The sequence below is a fragment of the Blastococcus sp. HT6-30 genome, from assembly GCF_039729015.1.
In the GTDB taxonomy this organism is placed as follows: Bacteria; Actinomycetota; Actinomycetes; order Mycobacteriales; family Geodermatophilaceae; genus Blastococcus.
Map to the genome: position 1 here is coordinate 2043420 of NZ_CP155792.1, position 20916 is coordinate 2064335.

A 20916-nucleotide genomic window follows, 5' to 3' on the forward strand; every position below is an offset into this window, starting at 1 on the left:
TACCCCTCGGCCCGGGAGCTCATCCCGCACCGGTCAGAGCTGCGGATGCGGATCGGCACCGCGTTCCCGGGCCCGGGTGGCGCCGGGCATCCCGGAGAGCACCTGGTGGAGGTCGTCGAGGATCTCCAGCATCGCGTGCAGGTCGGCCGGCACCCGGCCCAGCTCCCGGCTGCTGGGCAGCTCGTCCCCCTCCAGCGCTCCGGTCAGCCACGGCGCCCGGTCGACGAGCGCCGCCAGGTGCTGGGTGCGTTCCCCCGTGAGCACCGCCGCGCCGCGCTGCAGCAGGTCGGCGAGCTCCTCGGCGCGGGGCTCCGGGAGGGCCTGCTCGAACCGGGCGAACAACCGCAGCGCCGCCGCCAGGCCGCCCTCGGGGATCAGTCGCTCCAGCCGCTCCACGTGCTCCTCGGCGAGCACCCGGTCCAGCCGGTCGCCGACCCCGCGCAGCCGGTCGTCGTGCAGCAGCTCGTCGGCGCGGTGCAGGACCCGGTCGGCGCGGTCGTCGGCGAGGAGGGCGTCGAGGCGGGCGAGCACCCGGTCGGCCCGGCCGTCGGCGGCGAGGTCCAGCACCCGGTCGGCCCGGCCGTCGGCGGCGAGGTCCAGCACCCGGTCGGCCCGGCCGTCGGCGGCGAGGTCCAGCACCCGGTCGGCCCGCCCGTCGGCGGCGAGGTCCAGCACCCGGTCGATCCGCCCGTCGGCGGCGAGGTCCAGCACCCGGTCGATCCGCCCGTCGGCGGCGAGGTCCAGCACCCGGTCGAGGAGCCGGTCGGCGCGGCCGTCGGTGGCCAGGTCCAGCAGCCGGTCGAGCCGCCGGTCGGCCAGCACCCGGTCCAGCAGCTCCCCGACGGCGGCGGTCCGCTCCGGCGTGAGCACCCCGGCCACCCGTTCCAGCACTGCCGCCGCCGTCCCGACCACCCGGGGCAGCGCCGGCAGGGCTTGGCCGATCGCGGGCGCGGCGCGGTCGAGCAGGACCCCGGCGCGCGCGAGGACGTCCTCCGCCCGCGGCACCAGGGCCTCGGCCCGGGGCAGGACCGCGCCCAGGGCGCGGACGGCGTCGGTCACGGCGCCCGGGAGCCGGAGGAGGTCGGCGGGCGGTGGCAGTCCCAGCGGCATGGACGCCCGTTACCCCGCCGCGCCGGATCCAGGCGCGGCGGTCGGTGCCGGACCGCTCAGCCTGCCTCGGCGATCCGCTTGATTGCCGCGAGCGTCGCGGGGATGCCCTCGCGCGCCTGGCGGGTGCGCAGGTCGATCTGCTCCTGCGCCTCGTCGCCGAAGCGCTGGGCGAAGTAGGCCAGCCCGGCGGGGAGGAACTCCCAGGACTCGGTGAGCCGCGTGCCGCCGTCGGCCGGCCCGAGGGTGAAGCCCCAGCGGACGTAGCCCTTTCCGACGAGCCAGGCGAACTCCCGGCCGCGGTCGGCCGCCACGACCTGCGAGCGCGTCTCCCAGGTCCGGTCGGGGGTGACGTTGCGGCCGGTGAACCAGTCCCCGACCGTGCCCGAGGCGCCCTCGTCCCACCAGCAGGCCGCACAGACCGGGCTCCACTCGCCGGTGCGGGTCACGTCGGAGACCAGGTCGTAGACGTCCTCCGGGGACGCGGCCACGGTGATGGACTCGGAGTGACGTAGCTGGCGCACGCCAGAAGTCTCGCAGCCGTGATGCGTGGTCGGGTGGAAGGCCCGGGTATGCGCGCCGCGTGGAAGAGCTGCTGCAGGAAGTCGTCGACGTCCTGGTCGTCATCGTGGAGGCCTGCGGCGCCGCGGTCATCATCGTCGGGGCGGTCTGGGCCTTCGTCCGGTTCCTGTGGGTCGGGTTGCGGCACCGCGCGGCCGACGGCTTCCTCCCGGTCCGCCTGACGCTGGGTCGGTTCCTCGCCCTGGGGCTGGAGTTCCAGCTGGCCGGCGACGTCCTGCGCACGGCCGTGGCCCCCAGCTGGGAGGAGATCGGCCAGCTCGCCGCCATCGCCGCTATCCGGACGGCGCTGAACTACTTCCTGGGCAAGGAGATCGCCGAGGAGCGCCGGCAGATGGAGGAGGACGAGAACCGGTCCACCGACGGTCCGGACGACGCCTCGTCGTCGGGGACGGACCGGTCGACGTCGCGGGCCGGACGCACCAGGTGATCTCCACGCTGGCGGCCGTTTCCGGTGCCGCCGCGCAGCTCGTCGCCGGCGCGGCGCTCGTCAGCGGCCTGGTCACCCTCGCCGCCACCCGCCGGCCCGCGCTGGCCCTGGGCGTCCTGCTCGACATGCTGGTCGCCGCAGGGCTGCTCCGGCTGGTCGGTGCCCCCAGCTGGCAGGCGCTGGCCACCGCGGCCGTCGTCATCGGGCTGCGCCACCTGGTGGGCTACGGTCTGCGGCTCGGGGCCCGCTCGTGGGCGGAGACCCGGCTCCGCCGCCCGGGCCGGCCGCCCCGGCGGTACGACGACGCGGCGGGCCGCCTGCTCCGGCCGGCCTGGCGGGCGTGACGACCGGCCGGGCCGGCTGCGATCCGCGGGCCACCCCCTCCCCCGTCGTCGGGCCATCCCCGGTCGACAGCCCCGAGACGGTCGGCAGCCCGCCGGATCAGGCCCGGCCGGCGTCGACGGCCGCCGGCGTCTCCCCGCCCTCGAGGTCGCCCTCCGTGTCGAGGTAGGCCTGCTGCAGTTCGGCGAGCAGCGCCGGGTCGGGCTCGGCCCACATCTTCCGATCGACGGCCTCGAGCAGCCGCTCGGCGATGCCGTGGAGCGCCCACGGGTTCGACGTCTCCATGAACTCGCGGTTCTCCGGGTCGAGCACGTAGGTCTGGGCCAGCTTCTCGTACATCCAGTCGGCTACCACGCCGGTCGTGGCGTCGTAGCCGAACAGGTAGTCCACGGTCGCGGCCAGCTCGAAGGCGCCCTTGTAGCCGTGCCGGCGCATGGCGGCCAGCCACTTCGGATTGACCACCCGCGCGCGGAACACCCGGGCGGTCTCCTCGGTCAGCGATCGGGTGCGCACCTGCTCCGGGCGGGTGGAGTCACCGATGTAGGCCTTCGGTGCCGCACCGGTGAGCGCCCGCACCGTGGCCACCATGCCGCCGTGGTACTGGAAGTAGTCGTCGGAGTCGGCGATGTCGTGCTCGCGGGTGTCGACGTTCTTGGCCGCGACGGCGATCCGCTTGTACGCGGCCTCCATGTCCGGCCTCGCCTGCACGCCGTCGAGGTCGCGGCCGTAGGCGTAGCCGCCCCAGACCGCGTACACCTCCGCGAGGTCGGCGTCCCCGCGCCAGTCGCGGCTGTCGATCAGCGACAGCAGCCCCGCGCCGTAGGCACCCGGCTTGGACCCGAACACCCGGGTGGTGGCCCGCCGCCGGTCGCCGTGGGTGGCGACGTCGGCCTCCACGTGCGCCTTGACGAAGTTCTGGTCGTCGGGCTCGTCCAGGGAGGCCGCCAGGGTGACGGCGTCGTCGAGCATGGTCACCACGTGCGGGAAGGCGTCCCGGAAGAAGCCGCTGATCCGCACGGTGACGTCGATCCGCGGCCGGCCCAGCTCCTCGGGCGGGATCGGTTCGAGGCCGGTCACCCGTCGGGAGGCGTCGTCCCACACCGGGCGGACGCCGAGCAGCGCGAGCACCTCGGCGACGTCGTCGCCGGAGGTGCGCATCGCCGAGGTGCCCCACACCGACAGTCCGACCGAGCGGGGGTGGTCGCCGGTGTCGGCGACGTAGCGGGCGACCAGCGACTCGGCCATGGCCTGCCCGGTCTCCCAGGCCAGCCGGGAGGGCACCGCTCGCGGGTCGACCGAGTAGAAGTTGCGCCCGGTCGGCAGCACGTTGACCAGCCCGCGCAGCGGCGAGCCCGACGGCCCGGCCGGCACGTAGCCGCCCTCGAGCGCGTGGAGGGTGGCGTCGAGCTCGTCGGTGGTGCGCGCCAGCCGCGGCACCACCTCGTCGACGGCGAAGCGGAGGATCGCGGCCACCCCGTCGTCCGTCCTGCCGAGCACGTCTCCGACGACGTCGGCGACCGCGGCCGGCGACCAGCCGCGCGCCTCCATGCCGGCCACGAGCGCCTCCGCCCGGGCCTCGACCTCGTCGGTCGCCTTGAGCCCGGCGGTGCCGTCCTCGCGCAGGCCGAGCGCTTCGCGCAGCCCCGGCAGCGCCACCGACCCGCCCCAGATCTGCCGCGCGCGCAGCATGGCCAGCACGAGGTCGACCCGGTCCTGGCCGGCCGGCGGGGTGCCGAGGACGTGCAGCCCGTCGCGGATCTGGGAGTCCTTGATCTCGCAGAGCCACCCGTCGACGTGCAGGATCATCTCGTCGAAGTGGTCGTCCGCGGGCCGCTCGTTCAGGCCGAGGTCGGCGTCGAGCTTGGCGGCCTGCAGCAGGGTCCAGATCTGGGCGCGGACGGCCGGCAGCTTGGCCGGGTCCATGGCCGCGACGTTTGCGTGCTCGTCGAGCAGCTGCTCCAGCCGGGCGATGTCGCCGTAGGAGTCCGCGCGGGCCATCGGCGGAACCATGTGGTCGATCAGCGTGGCGTGGGCGCGGCGCTTGGCCTGGCTGCCCTCGCCGGGGTCGTTGACCAGGAACGGGTAGATCAGCGGCAGGTCGCCGATGGCGGCGTCGGGGCCGCACGAGGCCGACAGCCCCACCGTCTTGCCCGGCAGCCACTCCATGTTGCCGTGCTTGCCGACGTGCACCAGCGCGTGCGCACCGAAGGACTCCCGCAGCCACCGGTAGGCGGCCAGGTAGTGGTGCGAGGGCGGTAGGTCGGGGTCGTGGTAGATCGCGATCGGGTTCTCGCCGAAGCCGCGCGGCGGCTGCACCATCACCACGACGTTGCCCGCGCGCAGGGCGGCGAAGACGATCGCCTGGTCGTCGCCGTCGCCGTCCACGAACAGCGAGCCGGGCGCCTGGCCCCAGTGCTCCTCCATCGCGACCCGCAGGTCCGCGGGGAGTGTGTCGAAGAACGCGCGGTACTCGGCGGCGGGGATGCGGACCGGGTTGCCGCTGAGCTGCTCCTGCGTCAGCCAGTCGGCGTCCTGGCCACCGGCGGCGATGAGCGCGTGCACGAGCGCGTCGCCGTCGAGGTCGGCGACGCCGGGCAGCGCGCCCGGCCCGTCGAAGGGGCCGATGTCGTAGCCCTGGCCGGCCATCGCGGCGAGCAGCCGGACGACCGAGGCGGGGGTGTCGAGGCCGACGGCGTTGCCGATGCGGGCGTGCTTCGTCGGGTAGGCGGACAGCATGACCACGATCCGGCGCTCGGCGGGCGGAGTGTGCCGCAGCCGGGCGTGCGCGACGGCGGTGCCGGCCACGCGGGCGGCCCGCTCGGGGTCGGCCACGTAGTGCGTCAGCCCGTCGGCGTCGGTCTCCTTGAACGAGAACGGCACGCTGATCAGCCGGCCGTCGAACTCCGGGATCGCGACCTGGTTGCCGACGTCGAGCGGCGAGAGGCCGTCGTCATCGGCGAGCCACTCCGCGCGGGAGCGGGTGAGGCAGAGCCCTTGGATCACCGGGACGTCGAGCTCGGCCAGGGCCCCGATGTCCCAGGCGCCGTCGTCCCCGCCGGCGGAGGCGGTCGCCGGCCGGGAGCCGCCGGCGGCGAGCACCGTGACGACGAGGGCGTCGGCCCCGCGCAGCGTGTCGAGGAGGTCGGGCTCGACGGTGCGCAGGCTGGCGGTGAACACCGGCAGCGCCTGGCCGCCGGCGTCCTCGATCGCGGTGCAGAGCTCCTCGACGAACGCGGTGTTCCCGGCCAGGTGGTGCGCCCGGTAGTACAGGACGGCGATCCGCGGGCCGGTCGTCGCCCGGGCGGTGCGCTCCAGCAGCCCCCAGTCGGGGGCGACCGACGGCGGGTCGAAGCCTTCGCCGGTGAGCAGCACCGTGTCCGAGAGGAAGCGGTGCAGCTGGACGAGATTGTCCGGCCCGCCCTGGGCGAGGTAGCCGTGCGCCTCGGTGGCCACGCCCATCGGAACGGTGGAGAGCTCCATCAGCTCGGCGTCGGGCACCTGCTCGCCGCCGAGGACGACGACCGGCGCGGGCCCGGCCAGCAGCGGCGCGAGCATCTCCTCGTACTGCCGCCGGACGCCGAGGATGCGGACCACCACCACGTCGCTGCCCTCGACCAGCGCGGCGACACCGTCGGTGCCGAGGCGGACCGGGTTGCCCAGGCGCCAGTCGGCGGCGCTGGCACGGGCGGACAGCAGGTCGGTGTCGCTGGTGGAGAGCAGGGTGAACACGCGTTCGGCCTCCCTCGGGGTCCGCGCCCCGGTCCGCTCGGCACGGCAGCCGGAGTGTCTGGCTCACCCGAGGGCTCACAGTGGCGGGACCGCACCGGGATCGCACCGGTTTCCTCGCTGCACTGCCGTGATGTGGCCCGGACGCTACCGGGGTGCCTGCGCGGCGCGGGGCAGCACCCACCGTCCGCATCCGGGGGGAAGGAGGGCTATCGACCGGTTCCTCGGCGAAGGGCGATGCGGAACGCGGAGGTCGCCGTCGTGCAGCACACCGCGACCCCCGACCAGCACCGCCGCGCGGCCGCCATGGCCGGGGCCCGGAGCCGGGCGGACCGCCGCGGGTGTGGATGTCCTTCGACGCCGGCGGGCCGGGCGCCGGGACGTAGCCTTCTCCGCCATGACCTTCCCGGCGGCGGCCCGCGACCGTGCGGACGCCTGCCCGGGCGCCCTGCAGACCCACCCGGCCGCCGACGGCGCGCTGGCGCGGGTGCGGGTGCCCGGCGGCGTCCTCACCACCGCACAGCTGCGGGTGCTGACGACCGCGGCCGGAGAGCTCGGCGACGGCGCGCTCGAGCTGACCAGCCGCGGCAACGTGCAGTTGCGCGGGCTGGCGCGCGGGTCGGAGCCTGAGCTGGGCGAGCGGCTGGCGGCGGCCGGGCTGCTGCCGAGCCCGACGCACGAGACCGCGCGCAACGTGCTCGCCAGCGTGCTCAGCGGCCGCTCCGGCGGGCTGGTCGACGCGCGTCCGTGGGTGCCGGCCTTCGACGCCGGTCTGTGCGCCGACCCCGCCCTCGCGCAGCTGCCGGGCCGCTTCCTGGCCGCGTTCGACGACGGCCGCGGCGACGTCGCCGGGCAGGGTGCCGACGTCACCGTCCTCGCGCTCGCCCCCGACGCGGTGGCACTGCTCCTGGCCGGCGCCGACTCCGGCGTCCGGGCCCGGCCCGAGGACGCGGTGGACCTGGCGCTGGCCGCCACGCGCGCCTTCGTCGCCGAGCGGGCGGCCCAGGGCGGTACCGCCTGGCGGCTGGCGGAGCTGGCCGGCGGCGCGGAGCGGGTCGCGGCGGCCCTGCGCGGCCCCCGGGCAGAGCGGGTGCCGGCGCCGAGCGCACCCCGGACCGGCCCCGCCGGTCCGGTGGCCCAGGACGACGGGCGGACGGCGCTGGTCGCCGTCGTCCCGCTGGGGCGGCTCACGGCCGGACAGGCCGCCGTGCTCGCCGACGTCGGCCCGTCCGAGCTGCAGCTGACGCCGTGGCGCAGCGTCGTGGTACCCGACCTCGCCGACGGGAGCGCGTCGGACGCCCTGGCGGCGGCCGGTCTGGTCCTGGAGCCCGGCAGCCCCTGGCTGCACGTCACCTCCTGCGCCGGCCTGCCCGGGTGCGCGAAGTCGCGAGCCGACGTACGTGCCGACGCCGAGGCCGCTGTCGCGGCCGGCACCCTGCCCGCCGGCGGGGCACGACAGCACTGGGCCGGCTGCGAACGCCGCTGCGGCCGGCCGGCCGGCGGCGTGGTCGACGTCGTGGCGACCGGCTCGGGCTACCGCGTCGACAGGGATCCGATCTCCCGCTGAGGCAGCGCCGGCGACGAGAGCCGTCGGCCCGTCAAGACGTCACGGCAAGCTGTGGACGAGCCGCTCACCTGGGGATTCGTCCTGCGCCGGCGGCTGGCCGGCGATATTCTTCGTACATGCGTTCGACGGGTGGGTCCGATGCGCTGAGCCGGTTGGCGGGCGCGCTGGACGACCTGGCCGCCGAGGACCTGGCGGGCCGGTTCGGCCCGGAGTTGCTCGACCGGCTCGGTGGCCTGTTGACCGCGTCGAACCGGCTGGCCGCGCAGGTGGCGCGCACGGTGCGGGAGTGCGAGCTGACCCAGGCCGCCGAGCACGACGGGCTGAAGACGATGGCCTCCTGGCTGCGCGGCCACGCCGGGTTCTCGGCGGCTGCGGCGTCGCGGTTGGTGGGTTCGGGGCGGGCGCTGGCGGAGCTGCCGGCGGTCGCTGCCGCGGCGGTGGCCGGCGTTGTGACGCCGGAGGGGGTGGCCGCGGTCGCGCCGGTCGCGGCGCCGAAGCACCTGGCCGCCGCGCAGGCGCAGGGCGTCGATGTGGCCGGGGTGGCTGCGGCCTTGGCGGAGGTGGCGGCGACCCAGCCCTACGCCGAGCTGCGGCAGGTGGTGCACCACTACCTGGCCCGGCTGGACCCCGACGGACCCGAACCCGACCCGACCGAGCAGCGGTCGCTGGTGATCGTGCGGCACGCCGACGGATCGGTGTCCTTGCGCGGTGAGCTCGACGCCGTCGGCGGGGAGAAGCTGCAGGCCGCGGTCGAGTCGATCACGCAGGCCACCCGCCCCTCGGGTGACACGCGGACGCGGGCGCAGCAGTCCGCCGACGCCCTGGTGCAGCTGGCCGACAACCAGCTCGCGGCCGGGTCCCTGCCGGTGCTGCGGACGGTCAAGCCGCACGTGGTGGTGCGCGTGGACCTGACCGACCTGGTCGACCCTTCGAGGGGCCCGGCCGCGGGGCGGATGGGCTTCGGCGCGACGATCTCCGCCGCCCGTGCCCGCTGGCTGGCCTGCGACGGCACCATCACCCGCATCGTGCTCGGCCCCGAAGGTCAACCGCTGGACCTGGGCCGCAGCCACCGGGTCGTGCCACCCCATCTGCGCCGGGCGGTGGAGGCCCGCGACGGCGGCTGCGTGTTCGCCGGCTGCGACGCCCCGTCCCACTGGTGCGACGTCCACCACCTGATCCACTGGGCCGAGGGTGGCGACACCTCACTGGACAACTCAGGGCTGCTATGCGAACAGCACCACACCAAGGTCCACCACGGATTCCGGATCGAACGCCAACCCGACGGACGATGGCGCACCTGGCGCCCCGACGGCACCGAGATCCTCATCCTCCCCCGCCGCACCGAGCAGACGGCCGACGCGCGCGCGGGCTGATCCCGGCTGCCCGCCGTTCCCCGGAGCGAATGGTCGCAGCCTGGGACGTAGCCTCCCTGCCGATGTACGACTACGAGAAGGACGGCGCCGAGATCTACCGGCGCTCGTTCGCGACCATCCGCGCCGAGGCGGACCTCACGAGCCTGCCCGCCGACGTCGCCCAGGTGGCGGTGCGGATGATCCACGCCTGCGGGCAGGTCGACCTGGTCGACGACGTCGCCCACTCCGGCGCGGTGGTCGAGCGCGCCCGCGAGGCGCTGCGCGCCGGCGCACCGGTGCTCTGCGACGCGCAGATGGTCGCCAGCGGCATCACCCGCCGGCGGCTGCCGAAGGACAACGACGTCGTCTGCACCCTGAACGACCCGCGCACCCCCGGCCTGGCCGCCGACCTCGGCACCACCCGCACCGCCGCCGCCCTGGAGCTGTGGCGCGACCGGCTCGACGGCGCCGTCGTCGCGATCGGCAACGCGCCCACCGCCCTGTTCCACCTGCTGGAGATGGTGGCCGCGGGCGCACCCCGGCCGGCCGCCGTCATCGGCATCCCGGTCGGGTTCATCGGCGCGGTCGAGTCCAAGGAGGCCCTCGCCGCCTCCGACCTGGAACACCTGGTGGTGCACGGCCGGCGCGGCGGCAGCGCGATCACCGCTGCGGCGATCAACGCGATAGCGAGCACCGAGGAGTGAGCACCACGGACGCCACCACCCCCGGCCGTCTCTACGGGGTCGGGTTGGGCCCCGGCGACCCGGAGCTGGTCACCGTCAAGGCCGCCCGCCTGATCGGGTCCGCCGACGTCGTGGCGTTCCACGCCGCCCGGCACGGGCGGTCGGTCGCCCGCGCGCTGGCCGAGCCCTACCTGCGGGAAGGCCAGGTCGAGGAGCTGCTGGTCTACCCGGTCACCACCGAGACCACCGACCACCCCGGCGGCTACCAGGGTGCGATCGACGAGTTCTACGAGGCCGCCGCCGCCCGGCTCGCCGCGCACCTCGACGCCGGCCGCGACGTCGTCGTCCTCGCCGAGGGCGACCCGCTCTTCTACGGCTCCTACATGCACATGCACAAGAGGCTGGCACACCGCTACCCGACCGAGGTGGTCCCGGGCGTCACCAGCGTCAGCGGCGCGGCCGCCGCCGTCGGCCGGCCGCTGGTCGAGCGTGACGAGGTCCTCACCGTCCTGCCCGGCACCCTGCCGGCCGACGAGCTCGCCGCGCGGCTCGCGGCCACCGACTCCGCCGCGGTCATGAAGCTCGGCCGCACGTTCCCCCGGGTGCGCGAGGCCTTCGAGCGGGCCGGCGTCCTCGACCGGGCCCTCTACGTCGAGCGCGCCACCACCGATCGCCAGCGCTGCCTGCCGCTGGCCGACGTCGACCCGGCGAGCGTCCCGTACTTCTCCCTGGCCCTGCTGCCCAGCCCGCTGACCCCACAGGGCACCGGGCCGGCCCCGCCGACCGGACAGGCCGCACCGCACGGCGAGGTCGTCGTCGTCGGCCTCGGCCCCGGCTCGCGGAGCTGGACGACGCCGGAGGCCGCCGAGGCGCTGGCCTGCGCCGACGACCTCGTCGGCTACGGCCCCTATCTGGACCGGGTGGCGGCCAATCCCCGCCAGACCCGCCACGCCAGCGACAACCGCGTCGAGGCCGACCGCGCCGCGCACGCCCTGGAGCTGGCGCGGTCCGGCCGGCGGGTGGCCGTCGTGTCCAGCGGGGACCCGGGGGTCTTCGCCATGGCAGCCGCGGTGCTGGAGGTCGCCGAGCGGCCCGAGTTCGCCGGCGTCCCGGTGCGCGTGGTGCCCGGGCTCACCGCCGCCCAGGCGGTGGCCTCCCGGGTCGGCGCTCCGCTCGGCCACGACTTCTGCGTCATGTCGCTGTCCGACGTCCTGAAGCCCTGGGAGGTGATCGTCGACCGGCTGCGGCACGCGTCCGCCGCCGACCTGGTCATCGCCCTGTACAACCCGCGGTCGAAGCACCGCCCGCACCAGCTCGGCGAGGCGCTGCAGGTGCTGCTGGAGACGCGCCCCCCGGAGACCGTGCTGGTCGTGGGCCGGGACGTCGGCGGCCCCGAGGAGACCGTCCGGGTCACCACCCTCGGCGCGCTGGACCCGGCGACGGTGGACATGCGCTGCCTGGTCATGATCGGCTCGTCGCAGACCCGGGTCACGCCGTCGGGAGCGGTCTACACCTCCCGCAGCTACCCGCGCTGACACGCCGGGCGGGAATGCCGGGGAGATCGTTGCCCTTGCCCACCACCGTGGCACCTCCGACGCTCTCCCGCACCCCCGCGTTCTGGACCACGGCCGGCCTCCTCCTGCTGGTGCTCGCCGCGTCCGGCGTGCCGACGCCGCTGTACCGCGTCTACCAGGAGCAGTTCGGCTTCGGTCCGGGCATGCTGACGACGGTCTTCGGTATCTACGCCCTCGCGCTGCTGGCCGCGCTGCTCGTCGCGGGCGGGCTCTCCGACCACGTCGGACGCCGGCCGGTGGTGGCCGCCGGGCTGCTGCTGCAGGCGGCCGCCATGCTGGTCTTCCTGACCGCGGACGCGGTGAGCTGGCTGCTGGTGGCCCGCGTGCTGCAAGGCTTGTCCATGGGCGTGCTGACCGGCACGCTGGGCGCCCTGCTGCTGGACACCCAGCACGCGAACCGCCCGCTCGGTGCCCTGGTGAACAGCGCCGGCCCCGGCGTCGGGCTGTCCCTGGGCGCGGTCAGCGCAGCGGTGGTCGTCGAGTACGTGGCCTCGCCCACCCGGTGGGTCTTCGCCGTCCTGACCGCCGCCCTCCTGCTGGCCGCGGCCGTCGTCGCGCTGCTGCCGGAGACGTCACCCCGGGGTCCCGGTGCGCTGCGCTCGCTGCGGCCGACGGTGCGGGTGCCCCGGACCCAGCGCCCGGCCTTCTTCGCCGCGGTGCCGGCCATGGTCGCGGCCTGGGCCCTCGGCGGCCTCTACCTGTCCCTCGGCCCGTCGCTGGTCGCCTCCGTCTTCGGCATCGAGGACCACCTGGTCGGCAGCCTGCTGGTGCTGGCCATGCAGGGCACGGCTGCCGTCGGCGCCGTGCTGGGCCGCAACCTCGCCCCGGAGCGGGCCATGGTCGCCGGCGCCGCGGTGTTCGCCGTCGGAGTGGCCGGGACGATCGCCGCCCTGGTCACCGGGCAGGTCGCGGTGCTCTTCGTCTCGGCGGTCGTCTCCGGGCTCGGCTTCGGCCTGTCGTTCCTCGGGGCGGTGGCGACCGTCAGCGCCGGCGTCGCGCCTGCCGAGCGCGCCGGGCTGCTGTCCAGCGTGTTCGTCGTCGGCTACCTGAGCTTCAGCGTCCCGGCGGTGGTCGCGGGCTCTGCCGCGGCGGTGATCGGCCTCGAGACCGTCACCGAGATCTACGCCGCGGTGCTCGTCGTCCTGGCGCTGCTGGCCATCGGCGGGGTGCGGCTGCGCCGCCGCCGCGCCCGGCTCCCCGAGGGCGCGCCCGGCCCGACCGCGGAACGCCTCCCGGCCTGACAGGAGGAGTTCGTCCTCCCCACCCCACGCAGGCCCCGGGGCAGAGCCGGGTCGGGGGTCAGCTGTACGGCTGGACCTTGAGCGCCCGCGCCAGGGAGGCGGCGTTCTCGGCCAGGGTCGCGGTCGTGGAGGCGACGGCCTCGGGCGTCTGGTCGAGGTCCATGTAGTCGGTGCCGCCCATCGCCTGGTCGTTCCAGTAGGTCTCACACGTGACGATCAGATCGCGTGCGACCGAACCCAGTCCGCGGCAGCTCCGACCGTCGCGGCCACCGGCACTCCCTGCGGCAGCGCCGGACGGCGCACGACCACGACGGGCAGGCCCAGCTCGCGGGCGGCGGTGAGCTTCGCGGCCGTCATCGGTCCCCCGCTGTCCTTGGTGACGACGACCTCGACGCCGTGCTCCCCCATCAGCGCCCGCTCCGCCGCGACGTCGAACGGCCCGCGGTCGAGCAGCACGGTGGCCCGCCGCGGCAGCGGGGGGGACGGCGGATCGACCGAGCGCACCAGGCAGTGCCCGGGCACGTCGGCGAAGGCGGCGAGCCCCTGCCGGCCGGTCGTCACGAACACCGAGCCGAACCCGGCCACCGCGGCCGCGGCGTCGGCCAGCGAGTCGACCCAGCGCCAGTCGTCGCCCGGTCGCGCCGTCCAGCCGGGTCGCTGCAGGCGCAGCAGCGGGATGCCGGTGGCCGCCGATGCCTCGGCCGCCGTGGCCGTCATCCCGGCGGCGAACGGATGCGTCGCGTCGACCACCGCCGCGGTGGGCGCCTCCCGCAGCCACGCCACCAGCCCGGCGACCCCGCCGAAACCGCCGATCCGCACGCGCCCCGGCGGCAGCGCCGGATCGGCCACCCGGCCGGCCAGCGAACTGACCACGTCGATCCCCGCGCCCGCGAGCGCCGCGGCCAGCCGCCGCCCCTCGCCGGTGCCGCCGAGCACCAGCACCCGGCCGGTCACCTGATCCCGCCGTGCATGCTGATCCCGTGACGACGGCGGATCGGGCGGAGGGCACCGGCCTGCGCTCCGGCTGGACCACCGGGGCCTGCGCCACCGCAGCGACCACCGCCGCGTACACCGCGCTGCTCACCGGCGAGTTCCCCGATCCGGTGACCATCGACCTGCCGAAGGACCGCCACCCGTCCTTCGCGCTGGCCGTCGAGCGGCTCGAGGACGGCGCCGCCACCGCGGGCGTCGTCAAGGACGCCGGCGACGACCCCGACGTCACGCACGGCGCGCTCGTCTCCGTCCGCATCACCCCCGGGGAGCCGGGCAGCGGCGTGACGTTCCGGGCCGGCGACGGCGTCGGCACCGTGACCAAGCCGGGGCTGCCGCTGCCGGTGGGCGAGCCGGCGATCAACCCGATGCCCCGGCAGTTCATGCGGGAGCACGTGGCCGCGGTCGCCGCCCGGCACGGCGGAACCGGCGACGTCGTCGTGGAGGTGTCCGTCGAGCACGGCGCGGAGCTGGCCCGCCGCACCTGGAACCCGCGGCTGGGCATCCTCGGCGGGCTGTCGATCCTCGGCACCACGGGCGTCGTCGTGCCGTACTCGTGCTCGGCGTGGATCGACTCGATCCGCCGCGGGGTCGACGTCGCGCGCGCCGCCGGCCGCGCGCACGTCGCGGCCTGCACCGGCAGCACCAGCGAACGGGTGGCGGTCGAGACCTACGGGCTCCCCGAGGACGCGCTGCTGGACATGGGGGACTTCGCCGGCGCCGTCCTCAAGTACCTGCGCCGCCACCCGGTCGAGCGGCTGACCATGGCCGGGGGCATCGGAAAGCTGGCCAAGCTGGCCGACGGCCACCTGGACCTGCACTCCGGTCGCTCCCAGGTGTCGACCGACTCGCTGGCGGCCATGGTCGAGGGCGCCGGCGGATCCCCCGGGCTGGCCGATCGGGTGCGCGCGGCCAACACGGCCCTCGACGCCCTGCAGCAGTGCCAGGCGGACGGGCTGCCGCTCGGCGACCTGGTGGCCGCCGGCGCGCGCCGGACCGCGCTCGGCGTCCTGCGCGGCGCACCGGTCGCAGTCGACGTGCTCGTCATCGACCGCGCCGGGACCGTCGTGGGACGCGCCTAGCTGCGGCATCTCGTCGTCGAGTACAGGTGGCTGTCGGGGAACTCGCCGGCGGTGAGCACCGAGCCCACGATCACCACGGCGGTGCGGGTCACCCCGGCCGCCTCCACCTGACCGGCGATGTCGGCCAGCGTGCCGCGGAGGACCAGCTCGTCGTCGCGGCTGGCCCGCGCCACGACGGCGACCGGGCAGTCGACCCCGTACGAGGGCACCAGCTCGGGCACCAGCGCGGCGATCCGCTGCACCGCGAGGTGGAGCACGAGGGTGGCGCGGGACGCGCCGAGGGTGGTCAGGTCCTCCCCCGGCGGCATCGGCGTCGACCGCGCGGACGTGCGGGTGAGGATCACCGTCTGCCCCACCCCCGGGACGGTCAGCTCCCGCTTGAGCGACGCCGCCGCGGCGGCGAACGCGGGCACCCCGGGGACGACGTCGTAAGGAACGCCGGCCGCGTCCAGACGACGCATCTGCTCGGCCATCGCGCTGTAGACCGACGGATCGCCGGAGTGCAGCCGCGCGGCGTCGTGGCCGGCCTCGTGCGCGGCGACCAGCTCGGCGGTGATCCGGTCGAGGTCGAGGTTCGCGGTGTCGACCAGCCGGGCGCCCGCCGGCGCGGTGTCCAGCAGCTCACGGGGCACCAGCGCGCCGGCGTAGAGGCAGACCGGCGCGGTGGCGATGAGCCGGGCGGCCCGGACCGTGATGAGGTCCGCCGCTCCCGGCCCGGCTCCGATGAAGTGCACCGTCACGGCTTGACTCCCGACCAGATCGTCACAGGCATGGCCGCCTTCCACCCGGTGAAGCCGCCCACCGGTGTGCCGTGGGCGACGCCGAGCCGCACCAGCTCGCCACCGCAGCGCGCGTACCGGTCGGCGAGCACCGCCTCGCTCTCCAGCGTGACGGCGTTGACCACCAGCCGGCCACCGGCGGGCAGGGCGTCCCAGCAGGCGTCGAGCACGCCGGGCGCCGTGGCGCCGCCCCCGACGAAGACCGCGTCCGGGGCGGGCAGCCCGGCCAGGGCCTCCGGCGCCCGCCCCTCCACCACGTCCAGGCCGGGTACGCCGAGCCGGACGGCGTTGCGGCGCACCCGCGCGGCGCGGTCCGGGTGGGCCTCGATCGCCACCGCGCGGCAGGACGGGTGGGTGCGCAGCCACTCGATCCCGATGGACCCGGCGCCCGCGCCGACGTCCCAGAGCAGCTGCCCGGGCAGCGGGGCCAGGCGGGCCAGGGTCACCGCGCGCACGTCCCGCTTGGTCAGCTGGCCGTCGTGCTCGTAGGCGTCGTCGGGCAGCCCGGGAACGGTCGGCAGCGGCACGGTGCCGGGGTCGGCCACCACCTCCACGGCGGTGATCACCAGCGGATCGGTCTCCGGGTGCGGCCAGCCGGCCGCCGTACCGGTGAACGCGCGCTCGCCGGGCCCGCCCAGCTGGGCCAGCGCGGTGAGCCGGCTGCCGCCGGAGCCGAGCGAGGCGAGCAGGGCCGCCACGGCCGCGGGCGTGCCCGTGTCGGAGCCGAGCACCAGCAGCCGGCGCCCCGGCGTCGCGTGCGGCGCGACGAGCTCCACCGGACGTCCCACGACGGAGACCACCTGCGTCTCCTCGACCGCCCAGCCGAGCCGGGCGCACGCCAGCGTCACCGACGACGGGTGCGGGACGACGTCGACCGCGCCCGGGCCCAGCAGCCGGACCAGCGACGTGCCGATCCCCGAGAGCATCGGGTCGCCGCTGGCTAGCACCACGACCCGGCGGCCCGGGTGCGCAGCGGGGAGCGCCCGCAGCGCGGGGGCCACCGGCGAGGGCCAGGGCACCCGCTCGGCGGCCGCCCCGGGCGGCACCAGCGCCAGCTGCCGGGCGCTCCCGCGCAGCACATCGGCGGCCTCGATCGACCGGCGCGCGGCCGGGGACAGGCCGTCCCAGCCGTCGGCGCCGATGCCGACGACCACGACCGGGGACGCGGTCGTCGCCGGGGACGGTCCGGGGGCGGCGGCAGGCACATCGGCAGATCCTAGGGACGACGCCCGGACGGTGGCAGGGAGATCAGGCCCAGCGGCGCAGCAGCCGAGCGATGAGCGGCGCGCTGAGCAGCATGACGAACAGCCGCAGCAGCTGGACGGCGAGAACGAACGTGGTGTCGGCGCCCGTGGAGGTCGCCGTCACGAGGACGGCGTTCATGCCGCCCGGCGTGGTGGCCAGGTAGCCGTCGAGCGGGCTGACGCCGGTCGCCGCGGCGAGGGCCACACCGAGGCCGGCGCACGCCACGCTGAGCACGACCAGCACCGCGAGTGCCAGCGGCAGGACCTCCCTGACCATGCGCAGGCTGGCCCGCGTGAAGTTCAGTCCCACCAGCAGGCCGACCACGAGGAACGCGAGCTCGGCCAGCGGAAAGGGCACGCCGGCCCCACCGGACAGACCGCCCAGGTCCAGCGCGGCGGCCACGAGCATCGGGCCGAGCAACGAGGCGACCGGCAGACGCAGCAGCGTCGCCGCGGCGGTGCCGACCACCCCGCACACCGCCGTGAACCCCAGCTCCGTCCACCATCCGGGGGCCGTGACCGCACCGATCCCGGGGCCGCCCACGGGGTCCGCGGAGAACACCAGGAGCGCCACGGCGGGCAGCGTCAGCACGATCAGCAGTACCCGGAGGTACTGCAGAACCGCCACCATCCGCTCGTCCGCGCCGAGCTCGCGGGCCATCAGCGTGATCCCGGAGGCCCCACCGGCCACCATCGAGAAGGCACCGGTCACCCGGCTGATGCCCCGGCGCAGCGCCATGAGCTGCCCGGCCACCAGGCTGAGGACCAGGGTCGCGACCGTGACCAGCAGGACCGGCAGCCAGTCCGAGGCAATGGCCACCACGGTGTCCATCTGCACCAACGTGCCCACCTTGACGCCGATGACCACCTGGGCGGCAGTCGTCGCGTGCTGCGGGAGGGTCAGCTTGCGCGGGACCGCGAGCGCGCGGGCGAGCCCCACCAACAGGCCGGCGAACAGCGGCGGCGAGGGCACCCCCAGGGCCTCGAAGCCGAGGATGACGAGGACGCCGAGGACCAGGATGGCGAGCAGGTCCACGGACCGCAGCCATGCATCCCGCGCTCCCACACCGGCTCCCGTCGTCGTCCGGGATCATTCTCCGTCCGCAGGGCCCGTAGGGGCAGAGACTCGGGTCACACGTCGGTGACGGGTCCGACCTCCGCGACGTCGGCGACGCGTGGATCTGCGGCCGGGGCGTCCGGTGGATCACCGCCGCGAAGACCGTCCCGGTCGTCGAGCGACGGGCCGCCTGTCGGGGCGTCGTGCACTCGTGGTCTCATGACCACTGCCACGCGACGGCAGCGGAGGAAGCCCGGTGAGATTCCGGCGCGGTCCCGCCACTGTGACCGGGGAGTCCGTCCCCAGCGAAGGCCACTGCTCCCTCGGGGGCGGGAAGGCCGGGGACGGACGTCGAGCCGGGAGCCAGGAGACTCCAGCCGTCGTCCCTGCCACCTCCGGGCGTGGACACCCGGGGAGAGGATGCGCGCCATGCTCGGGTACCCCGCATGAGCTTTCCCTTCACCGCCGTCGTCGGCATGGACGACCTGCGCCTGGCGCTGCTGCTGAACGCCGTCTCCCCCGCCGTCGGCGGCGTGCTGGTGCGCGGTGAGAAGGGCACTGCGAAGTCGACCAGCGTGCGCGCGCTGGCCGCCGTTCTGCCCCCGGTGGCGGTGGTGGCCGGCTGCCGGTTCGGCTGCGACCCGGCCGCGCCCGACCCCACGTGCCCCGACGGCCCGCACGAGGCCGGCGCCGCCGCCCGCAGCCGCCCGGCGCGGCTGGTCGAGCTGCCGGTCGGCGCCTCGGAGGACCGGCTGGTCGGCTCCCTGGACCTCGAGCGGGCGCTCACCGAGGGCGTGAAGGCCTACGAGCCCGGGCTGCTGGCCGCCGCCCACCGCGGGGTGCTCTACGTCGACGAGGTCAACCTGCTGCACGACCACCTGGTCGACCTGCTGCTCGACGCCGCCGCGCTGGGCACCGCCTACGTCGAGCGGGAGGGCATCTCGGTGCGGCACGCCGCCCGCTTCCTGCTCGTCGGCACGATGAATCCCGAGGAGGGCGAGCTCCGCCCCCAGCTGCTCGACCGCTTCGGGCTGACCGTGGAGGTCGCCGCGCCGCGCGACCCGGCCGTGCGCGCGGAGGTCGTCCGCCGCCGGTTCGCCTCCGACGCCGACCCGGCCGGGTTCGCCGCGGCATGGGCGGACGACGAGACCGCGCTGGCCGAGCGGATCGCCGCCGCCCGCGCCCGCCTGCCGCACGTCGTGCTCTCCGACGGTGCGCTGCGCCAGGTCACCGCCGTCTGCGCCGCCTTCGACGTCGACGGGCTGCGGGCCGACCTGGTCACCGCCCGCGCCGCCATCGCGCACGCCGCCTGGTGCGGGCGCGACGAGGTCACCGAGGACGACGTCCGCGTCGCCGCCCGGCTCGCGCTGCCGCACCGCCGGCGGCGCAACCCGTTCGACGCTCCCGGCCTCGACGACGACACCCTCGACCAGGCGCTCAGCGACTCCCGCCCCGACGACGGCCCCGACGACGAGCCGCCGACCGACGGCCCCGACGGCGGCGGCCCCGACGACGGCGGCGCGGGCCCCGGCGACGCAACCGGCGGCCCGGACCAGGGCGGCCCGGACCCAGGCAAAGGAAGCAATACCTACGGATCCGGCCCCGAGGCGCAGGTAACGGATCCAATGCCCGGCGACGGCGAGGACGCGGGCGAGCCGCCGCCCTCGCCGCGCGGCGAGGGCGGCGGCCAGGCCGAGGCGGCGCCCGCTCCCGAGCGCTCCGCCGTCACCCCGGCGGACCCGTTCCGCACCCGCCGGCTGGAGGTTCCCGGCATCGGCGCGGGGGCGGCCGGGCGCCGCTCCCGCGCCCGGGCCGAGCGCGGCCGGGTGGTGGGCTCGACCCACCCGGCCGGCGCCGTCACCCGGCTGCACCTGCCCGCCACCGTGCTCGCCGCCGCCCCGCACCAGCTGGCCCGCGGCCGCACCGGCCCGGGGCTGCGAGTCGTCCGGGACGACCTGCGCCAGGCCACGCTCGAGGGGCGCGAGGGCAACCTCGTCCTCTTCGTCGTCGACGCCAGCGGTTCCATGGGCTCCCGGGCCCGGATGACGGCGGTGAAGGGCGCGGTCCTCTCCCTGCTCCTCGACGCCTACCAGCGCCGGGACAAGGTCGGCCTGATCACCTTCCGCGGGGCCGGCGCCGAGCTGGCCCTGCCGCCCACCTGGTCGGTGGAGGCCGCCGCCGCGCGGCTGACCGGGCTGCCCACCGGCGGGCGCACGCCGCTGGCCGCCGGGCTGCTGCGCGCCGCCGAGGTGCTCCGGGTGGAGCGGGTGCGCGATCCGCGCCGCCGGCCGCTGCTCGTCGTCGTCACCGACGGCCGGGCCACCGGGGCGCGCGGGGGCGATCACCTGGGCGACGCCCGCCGGGCGGCCGGCCTCCTCGCGGCGGCGGACGTCGCCGCCGTGGTCGTCGACTGCGAGTCCGGGCCGGTGCGGCTCGGGCTGGCCGGCGGGCTCGGGGCCGCCCTCGGCGCGCAGACGCTGCGCCTGGAGGAACTGGCCGCGGACTCGCTGGCGGCGACCGTCCGCAGCGCCCGGGCGGCGGCCTGATGCCCCGGGGACAGGTCGAGGTCGTCCCCGCCGACGGGCTGACCACGCGGCAGCGGCGCAACCGCCCCCTGCTCGCCGTGCACACGGGCGAGATGAAGGGGAAGTCCACCGCCGCCTTCGGCATGGCGATGCGGGCGTGGAACCAGGGCTGGTCGATCGCGGTCTACCAGTTCGTCAAGAGCGCGAAGTGGAAGGTCGGCGAGGAGAACGCGCTGACCGCCCTGGGCCGGCTGCACGAGCAGACCGGCGAGGGCGGCCCCGTGGTCTGGCACAAGATGGGGTCGGGCTGGAGCTGGTCGCGCCGCCAGGGCACCGAGGTCGACCACGCCGCCGACGCCGCCGAGGGCTGGGCGCAGATCCGGCGCGACCTCGCCGCCGAGGCGCACCGGTTCTACGTGCTCGACGAGTTCACCTACCCGCTGAAGTGGGGCTGGGTCGACGTCGACGAGGTGGTGCAGACCCTGGTGAACCGGCCGGGCAACCAGCACGTCGTCATCACCGGGCGTGACGCTCCTCCGGCGCTCGTCGAGGCCGCCGACCTGGTCGTGGAGATGACCAAGGTCAAGCACCCGATGGACGCCGGCCAGAAGGGCCAGCGGGGCATCGAATGGTGACGG

At 76.1% G+C, this 20916-nt stretch carries 18 protein-coding genes and 2 riboswitches; of the genes, 10 read left to right on the plus strand and 8 right to left on the minus strand.

The genetic code is table 11. The annotated features are described in order from the left end of the window. Positions 1–33 precede the first annotated feature (33 nt). A complete protein-coding gene (locus ABC795_RS09865; RefSeq protein ID WP_347057001.1) occupies positions 34–1110 on the minus strand; it encodes a hypothetical protein in 1077 nt (358 codons plus the stop codon). Positions 1111–1166: 56 nt separating this feature from the next. Continuing rightward, positions 1167–1631, minus strand: coding sequence for an SRPBCC family protein (locus tag ABC795_RS09870; protein ID WP_347057002.1), 465 nt, complete (start codon positions 1629–1631; stop codon positions 1167–1169). A gap of 59 nt (positions 1632–1690) precedes the next feature. Between ABC795_RS09870 and ABC795_RS09875 the strand changes: the two genes are divergently transcribed. Further along, complete coding sequence (locus ABC795_RS09875; protein ID WP_347057003.1) at positions 1691–2116, plus strand: DUF1622 domain-containing protein; 426 nt, start codon at positions 1691–1693, stop codon at positions 2114–2116. Next, positions 2113–2460, plus strand: coding sequence for a hypothetical protein (locus ABC795_RS09880; protein ID WP_347057004.1), 348 nt, complete (start codon positions 2113–2115; stop codon positions 2458–2460). The genes ABC795_RS09875 and ABC795_RS09880 overlap by 4 nt, the downstream gene beginning before the upstream one ends. A gap of 97 nt (positions 2461–2557) precedes the next feature. On the opposite strand, the gene cobN is transcribed toward ABC795_RS09880, so the two are convergent. Further along, positions 2558–6187 carry a cobaltochelatase subunit CobN gene (gene cobN / locus ABC795_RS09885; RefSeq protein WP_347057005.1) on the minus strand — a complete coding sequence of 1210 codons (3630 nt, stop codon included), beginning with the start codon at positions 6185–6187 and terminating at the stop codon, positions 2558–2560. A gap of 52 nt (positions 6188–6239) precedes the next feature. Next, a riboswitch (cobalamin riboswitch) is annotated at positions 6240–6303 on the minus strand. 278 nt (positions 6304–6581) lie between these two features. On the opposite strand from cobN, the gene cobG reads away from it, so the two are divergent. The 5 genes from cobG (at position 6582) to ABC795_RS09910 (ending at position 12601) form a co-directional block, all read left to right on the plus strand. Further along, positions 6582–7751, plus strand: coding sequence for a precorrin-3B synthase (gene cobG, locus ABC795_RS09890; RefSeq protein WP_347057006.1), 1170 nt, complete (start codon positions 6582–6584; stop codon positions 7749–7751). Positions 7752–7867: 116 nt separating this feature from the next. Then, entirely contained in the window at positions 7868–9124 is a 1257-nt protein-coding gene (locus ABC795_RS09895) for a DUF222 domain-containing protein (protein WP_347057007.1), read from the plus strand. Positions 9125–9186: 62 nt separating this feature from the next. Further along, the gene (locus ABC795_RS09900; protein WP_347057008.1) at positions 9187–9807 is read left to right on the plus strand and encodes a precorrin-8X methylmutase; all 621 of its coding nucleotides are present in this window, start codon (positions 9187–9189) and stop codon (positions 9805–9807) included. Further along, positions 9804–11321, plus strand: coding sequence for a precorrin-2 C(20)-methyltransferase (locus ABC795_RS09905; RefSeq protein ID WP_347057009.1), 1518 nt, complete (start codon positions 9804–9806; stop codon positions 11319–11321). The genes ABC795_RS09900 and ABC795_RS09905 overlap by 4 nt, the downstream gene beginning before the upstream one ends. Positions 11322–11368: 47 nt before the next feature. Next, positions 11369–12601: an MFS transporter gene (locus ABC795_RS09910; RefSeq protein WP_347057010.1), complete on the plus strand. Its 1233-nt coding sequence runs from the start codon at positions 11369–11371 to the stop codon at positions 12599–12601. 58 nt (positions 12602–12659) lie between these two features. Here the strand turns inward: ABC795_RS09910 and ABC795_RS09915 are convergent, their stop codons facing one another. Both ABC795_RS09915 and ABC795_RS09920 read right to left on the minus strand, forming a co-directional pair. After that, positions 12660–12782 (minus strand): hypothetical protein, encoded by a 123-nt coding sequence (locus ABC795_RS09915; protein WP_347057011.1) that lies wholly within the window; start codon positions 12780–12782, stop codon positions 12660–12662. Between the two features lie 35 nt (positions 12783–12817). After that, entirely contained in the window at positions 12818–13555 is a 738-nt protein-coding gene (locus tag ABC795_RS09920) for a cobalt-precorrin-6A reductase (protein WP_347057012.1), read from the minus strand. Between the two features lie 26 nt (positions 13556–13581). Here ABC795_RS09920 and ABC795_RS09925 point away from each other — a divergent pair, with 26 nt between their 5' ends. Further along, on the plus strand, positions 13582–14673 hold the full coding sequence (locus ABC795_RS09925) for a cobalt-precorrin-5B (C(1))-methyltransferase (protein ID WP_347057013.1): 1092 nt from the start codon (positions 13582–13584) through the stop codon (positions 14671–14673). Here ABC795_RS09925 and cobM read toward each other — a convergent pair. The 3 genes from cobM to ABC795_RS09940 are packed head-to-tail and all read right to left on the minus strand — an operon-like array spanning position 14670 to position 17732. Continuing rightward, on the minus strand, positions 14670–15413 hold the full coding sequence (gene cobM / locus ABC795_RS09930) for a precorrin-4 C(11)-methyltransferase (protein ID WP_347057014.1): 744 nt from the start codon (positions 15411–15413) through the stop codon (positions 14670–14672). The two genes, ABC795_RS09925 and cobM, sit on opposite strands and share 4 nt — an antisense overlap. Beyond that, complete coding sequence (gene cbiE / locus ABC795_RS09935) at positions 15410–16657, minus strand: precorrin-6y C5,15-methyltransferase (decarboxylating) subunit CbiE (protein ID WP_347057015.1); 1248 nt, start codon at positions 16655–16657, stop codon at positions 15410–15412. Before cbiE ends, cobM begins: the two co-directional genes overlap by 4 nt. Positions 16658–16700: 43 nt before the next feature. Continuing rightward, positions 16701–17732, minus strand: a complete 1032-nt coding sequence (locus ABC795_RS09940) for an AbrB family transcriptional regulator (RefSeq protein ID WP_347057016.1) — start codon at positions 17730–17732, stop codon at positions 16701–16703. A gap of 266 nt (positions 17733–17998) precedes the next feature. Then, a riboswitch (cobalamin riboswitch) is annotated at positions 17999–18127 on the plus strand. Positions 18128–18199: 72 nt separating this feature from the next. Between ABC795_RS09940 and ABC795_RS09945 the strand changes: the two genes are divergently transcribed. Together ABC795_RS09945 and cobO are read left to right on the plus strand one after the other, a co-directional pair. Next, complete coding sequence (locus ABC795_RS09945) at positions 18200–20299, plus strand: putative cobaltochelatase (RefSeq protein WP_347057017.1); 2100 nt, start codon at positions 18200–18202, stop codon at positions 20297–20299. After that, positions 20299–20913 (plus strand): cob(I)yrinic acid a,c-diamide adenosyltransferase, encoded by a 615-nt coding sequence (gene cobO / locus ABC795_RS09950; protein WP_347057018.1) that lies wholly within the window; start codon positions 20299–20301, stop codon positions 20911–20913. The genes ABC795_RS09945 and cobO overlap by 1 nt, the downstream gene beginning before the upstream one ends. Positions 20914–20916 lie beyond the last annotated feature (3 nt).